Here is a 6,367-nt window from a genome sequence, read left to right on the forward strand (position 1 = left end):
GCCGACGCGACGAAGGAGCGCCCTTGACGCCCGGCACGACCCCGCCACAATCAAAAACAGGAGGGGCGGCCCCCACGCCACACCAAACCAACCGGCCCACCACGACTACCTCTCGGTCGTGACCCGCAGGAACGGCGGAAGGACGCACAACTCCATGAGGAACAAGCCGGATGCGGCAGACGCGGCGGACGACCGGACCTCGGGCTTATCGGGCCCAGAGACGGCAGCGTCCAGGACGTCAGCCAAGCAGTCCAGCCCTCCTCCCTCCGGCCCCTCCCCCTCCCCCACGCCCGCCCGCCTTCGCTCCATGCGCGTGGCCGTCTCCGCCGTGTTCTTCATCACCGGCGCGGCCTTCGCCGCCTGGGCGTCGCGGGTTCCCGCGATCCAGGAGCGGCTCGGGCTGTCCGAAGGGCAGCTCGCCGTGGCGTTGGTGGGGCTGAGCGGCGGCGCGTTCCTCGGCCTTCCCCTTGTGGGCGGTCTGGTGGCCAGGTACGGCAGCCGACCGGTGCTGTACACCGGTATGGCCGTCTATCTGGCCGGCCTGACCGGCCTGGCGTTCGCGCCCAGCCTTCCGATGCTGACCGTAACCCTGGCTCTGTTCGCCTGCGGGAACACCGCCGTCGATGTCGCCATGAACACCCAGGGCGTGCTGGTCGAACGCGCCTATGGGCGCAACATACTGGGCGGATTCCACGCCATGTTCAGCCTCGGCGGGATCGCGGGCGCCGTGGCCGGCAGCCTCGCGGCCTCCGCCGGCGTGGGCACCGGCCCGCACTTCACGATCACCGCGCTGGTCCTGTGCGCTGCGGCAGCCGTCGCGGCGACCGCCCTGATCCCCGACCCACAGGACCGGGCCAAAGACACCGGCCGCCAAGCCCGGGACACGAGTCACCCAACCGAAACCTCAAGCCACCCCACCCAAGACCCCACCCCCCTCTTCGCCCTCCCCACCACCGGACTCTGGATCCCCGGGCTCGTCGCCTTCTGCGCCCTCATGGGAGAAGGCGTCATGAACGACTGGGGCGCCGTCTATCTCCACGATGTGACCGGCGCCTCGCCCGGCGCGGCGGGCGCCGGGTTCGCTCTCTTCTCGGCCGGGATGGTCGCCGGGCGGCTCTCCGCCGACCGGATCCGCGCCCGTACCGGCACCGTACGCTTCACCCTCGGTTGTGCCCTCGTCGCCGCTGCCGGCGCGGTGGTCGCGCTCTCCGTTCCCACCACCGGCGCCGGGTTCGCCGGTTACGCGCTTCTCGGGCTGGGCATGGCGGCCGTCATTCCCGTGATCTTCAGCCACGCCGCGCAGCTCCGGCCGGAGCGTCCCGGTCCGGCGATCGCCGCGGTCTCGGCGGTCGGGTACGTCGGGTTCCTGGCCGGGCCTCCCGTCATCGGCGGCATCGCCGAGGCCGTGGATCTGCGGGCCGCCATGTTCGTTCTGCCTGCGCTGATGGGCGCGATGGCGCTGCTCTCCCTCAGACTGCGCCGCCGCGACCGTACGACCGAGCCCAAGCGACCCAAGCGGCCTTGAGCGGCCCACGAAACCCACGGCCTAGGGTGGGTACGCATCGCCCTGCCGCAAATCCGGGCCTGAGATCCTCCAGAACGCCGGAAAAGGAACGGTATCGGGCGGGCCTGCCGCGAGGGCGGCCAGTTCTGCCGGTGGCGCTTCTCCGCGGCCGAGGGCCGTCACGTACTCCTTGGCCTGACTCAGCGTCAGGAACCTTGCCATAGAGCGGAGTTGGCTCATCGCCGCCACTCGGCCACTCGTCCTCAGGACACGGGAGATCTCGGCCGCGAGCGGATCAGGTCGCGGTAGTCCTCTGACCTGGTGGCGGTATTCAGCCTCCCACTCGTCTCCCCGGGCGGCCACAACATGGATCATATGGACGCTGCCGTCCTCGCCGTCCACGAGGTAGGGCCCGCCGCCGATATACAGATCCCGGTCGTCCCGGGTGTCGATCCACTTCCGGGACTGGCACCTCACAAGCCAGCCGAGCGCATACGCCTCAACACGCCATATGCCCTCGGACGGTTCGAGCACCCGCTCGACAAGCTCGATGGCGCGTTCCCTGGCGACCGCGAACACGACAGTAACCGTAACCCCTACCCCTCCCGGCAGATCAGCAGCAGCGCCCTGTCGTCGTTCACGTCCTTCGCCACCGCCTCGATCAGATGCCACGCCGCACCCTGGAAGCCCGGCGCCACATAGCGGTCCGCCTCGCCCGTCAGCCGGTCGATGCCCTCGCCGAGATCGCGGCCCGAGGCCTCCACCAGACCGTCCGTGAAGAGCATCAGCACATCGCCCGGCCGCAGCGACCCCTTGGCCGAATCGAACTGCGCTCCGTCGTAGACGCCGAGCAGCGGGCCCTCGCCCGACTTCTCCTCCCACCGTCCGCTACCCGCGTGGAGTTGGAGGGCGGGGAGATGCCCCGCTGAGAGGAGCTCGTAGTCGCCCGAGTCCAGGTCGAGGACGAGATGGATGGAGGTGGCGAAGCCCTCGTCCCAGTCCTGGCGCAGCAGATAGCCGTTGGCGGCCGGGAGGAAGCCGTGCGGCGGGAGCGAGCCGAGCAGTCCGCCGAAGGCGCCGGAGAGCAGCAGGGCGCGCGAGCCCGCGTCCATGCCCTTGCCGGAGACATCGGTCAGGACGACTTCGAGCGTGCGCCCGCCGTTCGTACGGGCCGCCACGACGAAGTCGCCGGAGAAGGACTGGCCGCCCGCCGGGCGCAGCGCCATCTCGTGGTGCCAGCCCCTGGGCAGGCGCGGCAGGGCGCTCTGCACCCGGATCCGTTCACGCAGGTCGAAGAGCATCGTTCCGCCGCGCCGCCAGGGCACTCCGACACGCGCGCGGAACTGGGCGATCAGCAGTCCGAAGAGACCGCACGCGGCCACCACCAGGACCGTGCCGGGAGTGACGCGTGCCGGGCCGTCCGGATACGGGCCGAGGACCATCGACTCGACGATCAGCGCCGCTGCCGCCGCGGCGTACAGGCTGAGCAGGCTGGACGGCCGCAGGAGCAGCCCGCCCGCCACGATCGGCAGGACGAGTGCGGAGGGCGCGCACCAGACCGGCACGGCGATCGTGGTGAGCGCGATGGCCGGAATCGTGAGCAGCAGACCGGCGAGGGCGATCCAGTCGGAGCCGTCCCCGCGGAAGTAGTCGACGCCGGATTTGCGCACGCCGTTGCGGACCCGGTGCAGCTTCCTGCGCAACCGGGCCGAATACGACTCCGCTCGCGCGACTCCGGCCATCGTGTGGACCCTACCGATCCGGTCGGCGACCGTGCAGAGGGACCCCGTGACATTGCGTTCGAAATCGGGTCGCTTCGTCGACATCGCCCTGATACTCATGGCATATGGCAACTGATCTCCGGGTGCTGAACCCGGCTGAGTGGGACAGCTGGTACCGGACACTGGAGGTCGCCTTCGGAGGTGTCCTGGAGACGCCGGAGAGGCGCGCGCTCACGGAGGTGCTGACCGAGCACGAGCGGTCGATCGGCGTCTGGGACGGCGGCCAATGCGTGGGCACGGCAGGCGCGTTCAGCTTCCGGCTGGCGGTGCCCGGTGGTGCGCTGGTGCCCGCGGCGGGAGTCACGATGGTGAGCGTCGCGGCGACCCACCGCAGACGCGGAACGCTCACGTCGATGATGCGGCGCCAGCTCGACGATGTACGGACGTGGGGAGAATCACTCGCCGTGTTGACGGCGTCCGAGCCGCCGATCTACGGACGGTACGGATACGGCGCCGCGACACAGGATCTGCGGGCGGAGATCGACACATCGCGCGTGCGCATCTCGGTGCCCGAAGGGCCCAGGGACGCCGGAGACGCGGCGGAGATACGGCTGCGCCAAGCGGAACCGCAGGATCCGGCCGTACGGGACGCCTGCGAGGCCATCTACGCGGCAGAGGTCGCCACGCGCCCTGGCATGCTCGCCCGCCGGCCCGGCTGGGAGCTGCTGCCGGTGATCGACGCCGAGAAGGAGCTGGACGGCGCGTCGCCGCTCCAGTGCGTCCTGGCGGAACGGGACGGCGAAGTGGTGGGATTCACACGCTTCCGGAACCACCCCGAATGGGACAATTCTGGACCAATAGGGACGATCGAACTCCAGGACCTGCACGCGCTGGACCCGGTGGCGTACGCCTCGCTCTGGCGCTTCGTCGCCGAGATCGATCTCACGTCGACGCTCCGCGTCCGCAACCGCCCGGTGGACGATCCGTTCCAGCATCTCGTCTCCGATGTACGCCGCTGCCGGCTCATGGTCCGCGACTCGCTGTACGTACGGCTGGTGGACGTGGGCGCGGCGCTGGAGGCCCGTACGTACCGGACGCCGGTCGATGTGGTGCTGGAGGTCGAGGACGCCTTCTGCCCCTGGAACGAAGGCCGTTGGCGGCTGACGGGCGACACCAAGGGCGCGTCCTGCGAACGCACCTCCGACGAGCCCGATCTGCTCCTGTCGGCCACCGAACTGGGCGCGGCCTATCTGGGCGGGATCTCCCTGACGTCCCTGTCCCGGGCGGCCCGAGTCCATGAAGCCCGCCCAGGCGCCCTCGCGGAAGCCTCCACGGCCTTCGGCTCGGACCTGGCGCCCTGGCTCCCACACGGCTTCTGACACCCCCGGGGCGGTTCAGGACCGGGCCTTACGGTCGCGCGAGAACGTCCTGGCACGCCGCGCCGAAACAGTCGATCACCGTGGAACGCCGAAGGGGCGGGCGTCCGCGTGGACGCCCGCCCCTCCGTTACCGCACGGGTTGCGGTGTGACGCTCCTCACCGGCTTCGCGGCGTCGGCTGTGCCGAGTCGGTCAGGACCGCGTGGACGTCCGCCGTGGTCGCCGCTGTTCCTCAGTGTTCGACCATCAGTGACCACTGGACTGTGGAAGGGGCCGTGATCTGGACAGTGCCTTCACTCCGTGCGCGCTTCAAGTGCATTTCGTTGTAGGTGCTGCTCACCTCTTGATTCACGCACTCGAGCGGGAAACTCAAGCCCACCGGCTCCAGGGACACAGTGAGGGTGCCTTTTCCGTGACAATTGACCTGGATGGCCAGCAGCCCAGCACCTATTTCACCCTTGAGTGGCAGTATGGCGTTTCCCCGGCGCGATTCCGTACTGAGCAGCACCTTGCCACCGTTGACCGGTTTGGGGGCCTCGGTGACGGTCTCCCCCTCGACGTGTTCCGCCCTGTTGCTTTCCGGTGTGCTGCTGGGCGGTAGTGGTGTGGGCTTTGTCGCCGGGGGCGACGCCTTGCCCGAGCCGTCGCTACCAGTGCAGCCGCTGACGCCGAGGAGTACGAGGGCCGCGAGCAGGCATGCTGCGCCATTGCGTACTACAGGGCGTTGAGTCGGCCGTGTCAGCTTTCCCACAGGTACCAGCCGACGCGGGCGGGTATGTAGCTTGTGATCGTCTTCTTGGGGGTGACCTGACAGTTGCTGTAGATGATGTAGCTGGTGCCGGTGTTCTTCAGCCGGTACACGCCGTACTTGGCATGGGTGGACTTCTTCGGTGGAGTGTTCACCGCGATCGTGTTGCCGAGTTTCGCGGTGATCTTGGCGCTGAGATTCACCTCGTACTTGGCTTCGATCTTGGTGATCATGACGTCGACACTTGTGGACAGCCCAGCCGTTACGCTGACACCGACCTCGCCGGTGACTTCAGAGGTGAATGTAGACCTGGCCGTTTGCGACGTTCCGTTGTAGTTGGAGTTCGTCGGCCCAACGCCCTTGTGATATGTGGCGCCCTTGGTCGAGGGCGTGTAAATGCGCTGGGTCGGTCCGCAGTAGGGGGCCTGCGGTGTGTCCACCGGCGGCTTGCCCGTCTCGATCGGGTCCGGCTCCGGGTCCGGCCCCGGATCTCCCAGGTCAGGCTCCTCGGGCTCTGCGGGTGGCTCGGTGTTCACCACGTCGGGCTCGTCGGCGGAAGCGACGGAGGGGAGAGACGCCCCAATCGCATGAGCCGGTGCGCCTACACCGGCCAGAACAATGAAAGCGATCGCAGGAACGAGAAATCCCTGTCTGACACTGCTGGACATGTACTGCCTTCCTCCCGACGCCCCCCCCTTGGAACGACGGTGATCACACCATAGATATATGCAGAACGATTGCGTAGAGGAACCGATCATTCCTGAGCGCGATTTGAGGTGTGACAAGACACACAGCCTGTCCTGATGGGGAGTTGGCGATGCCGACACCTGATGTCGCTCTAAGGCGCCATCCGTCGGAATCGGCCCAACATTTCTCAATTCCCCAACCCGGGTAGGCCGGTGTATATGTGCCGGAGAGGCGGTGAGCTTCAGCGGTCGACTAGTGCCCCTCCCGGCACTAGGGCCTGTGTGATGTCGTGATCAATCGGCTGCTCGCAGGAGGTCCTCGAGCCAGAT

6 protein-coding genes are annotated in these 6,367 nt (G+C 68.3%); 2 read left to right on the top strand and 4 right to left on the bottom strand.

The features are described 5' to 3' along the window. The first annotated feature begins 307 nt into the window (after positions 1-307). Positions 308-1,525, top strand: coding sequence for an MFS transporter (locus GA0115259_RS22010; protein ID WP_161230433.1), 1,218 nt, complete (start codon positions 308-310; stop codon positions 1,523-1,525). Positions 1,526-1,546: 21 nt separating this feature from the next. On the opposite strand, the gene GA0115259_RS22015 is transcribed toward GA0115259_RS22010, so the two are convergent. After that, complete coding sequence (locus tag GA0115259_RS22015) at positions 1,547-2,083, bottom strand: YrhB domain-containing protein (RefSeq protein WP_161230434.1); 537 nt, start codon at positions 2,081-2,083, stop codon at positions 1,547-1,549. A 17-nt stretch (positions 2,084-2,100) separates the two neighbouring features. Further along, positions 2,101-3,246: a PP2C family protein-serine/threonine phosphatase gene (locus GA0115259_RS22020; RefSeq protein ID WP_093599960.1), complete on the bottom strand. Its 1,146-nt coding sequence runs from the start codon at positions 3,244-3,246 to the stop codon at positions 2,101-2,103. Between the two features lie 104 nt (positions 3,247-3,350). On the opposite strand from GA0115259_RS22020, the gene GA0115259_RS22025 reads away from it, so the two are divergent. Further along, positions 3,351-4,604, top strand: a complete 1,254-nt coding sequence (locus GA0115259_RS22025) for a GNAT family N-acetyltransferase (RefSeq protein ID WP_093599954.1) — start codon at positions 3,351-3,353, stop codon at positions 4,602-4,604. 231 nt (positions 4,605-4,835) lie between these two features. Here GA0115259_RS22025 and GA0115259_RS42060 read toward each other — a convergent pair whose 3' ends face one another. Together GA0115259_RS42060 and GA0115259_RS22035 are read right to left on the bottom strand one after the other, a co-directional pair. After that, the gene (locus GA0115259_RS42060; RefSeq protein WP_256098075.1) at positions 4,836-5,354 is read right to left on the bottom strand and encodes a hypothetical protein; all 519 of its coding nucleotides are present in this window, start codon (positions 5,352-5,354) and stop codon (positions 4,836-4,838) included. Beyond that, positions 5,342-6,019, bottom strand: coding sequence for a hypothetical protein (locus GA0115259_RS22035; RefSeq protein WP_141716652.1), 678 nt, complete (start codon positions 6,017-6,019; stop codon positions 5,342-5,344). The genes GA0115259_RS42060 and GA0115259_RS22035 overlap by 13 nt, the downstream gene beginning before the upstream one ends. Positions 6,020-6,367: the final 348 nt, after the last annotated feature.

It is taken from the genome of Streptomyces sp. MnatMP-M17 (assembly GCF_900091995.1).
Lineage (GTDB): Bacteria > Actinomycetota > Actinomycetes > Streptomycetales > Streptomycetaceae > Streptomyces.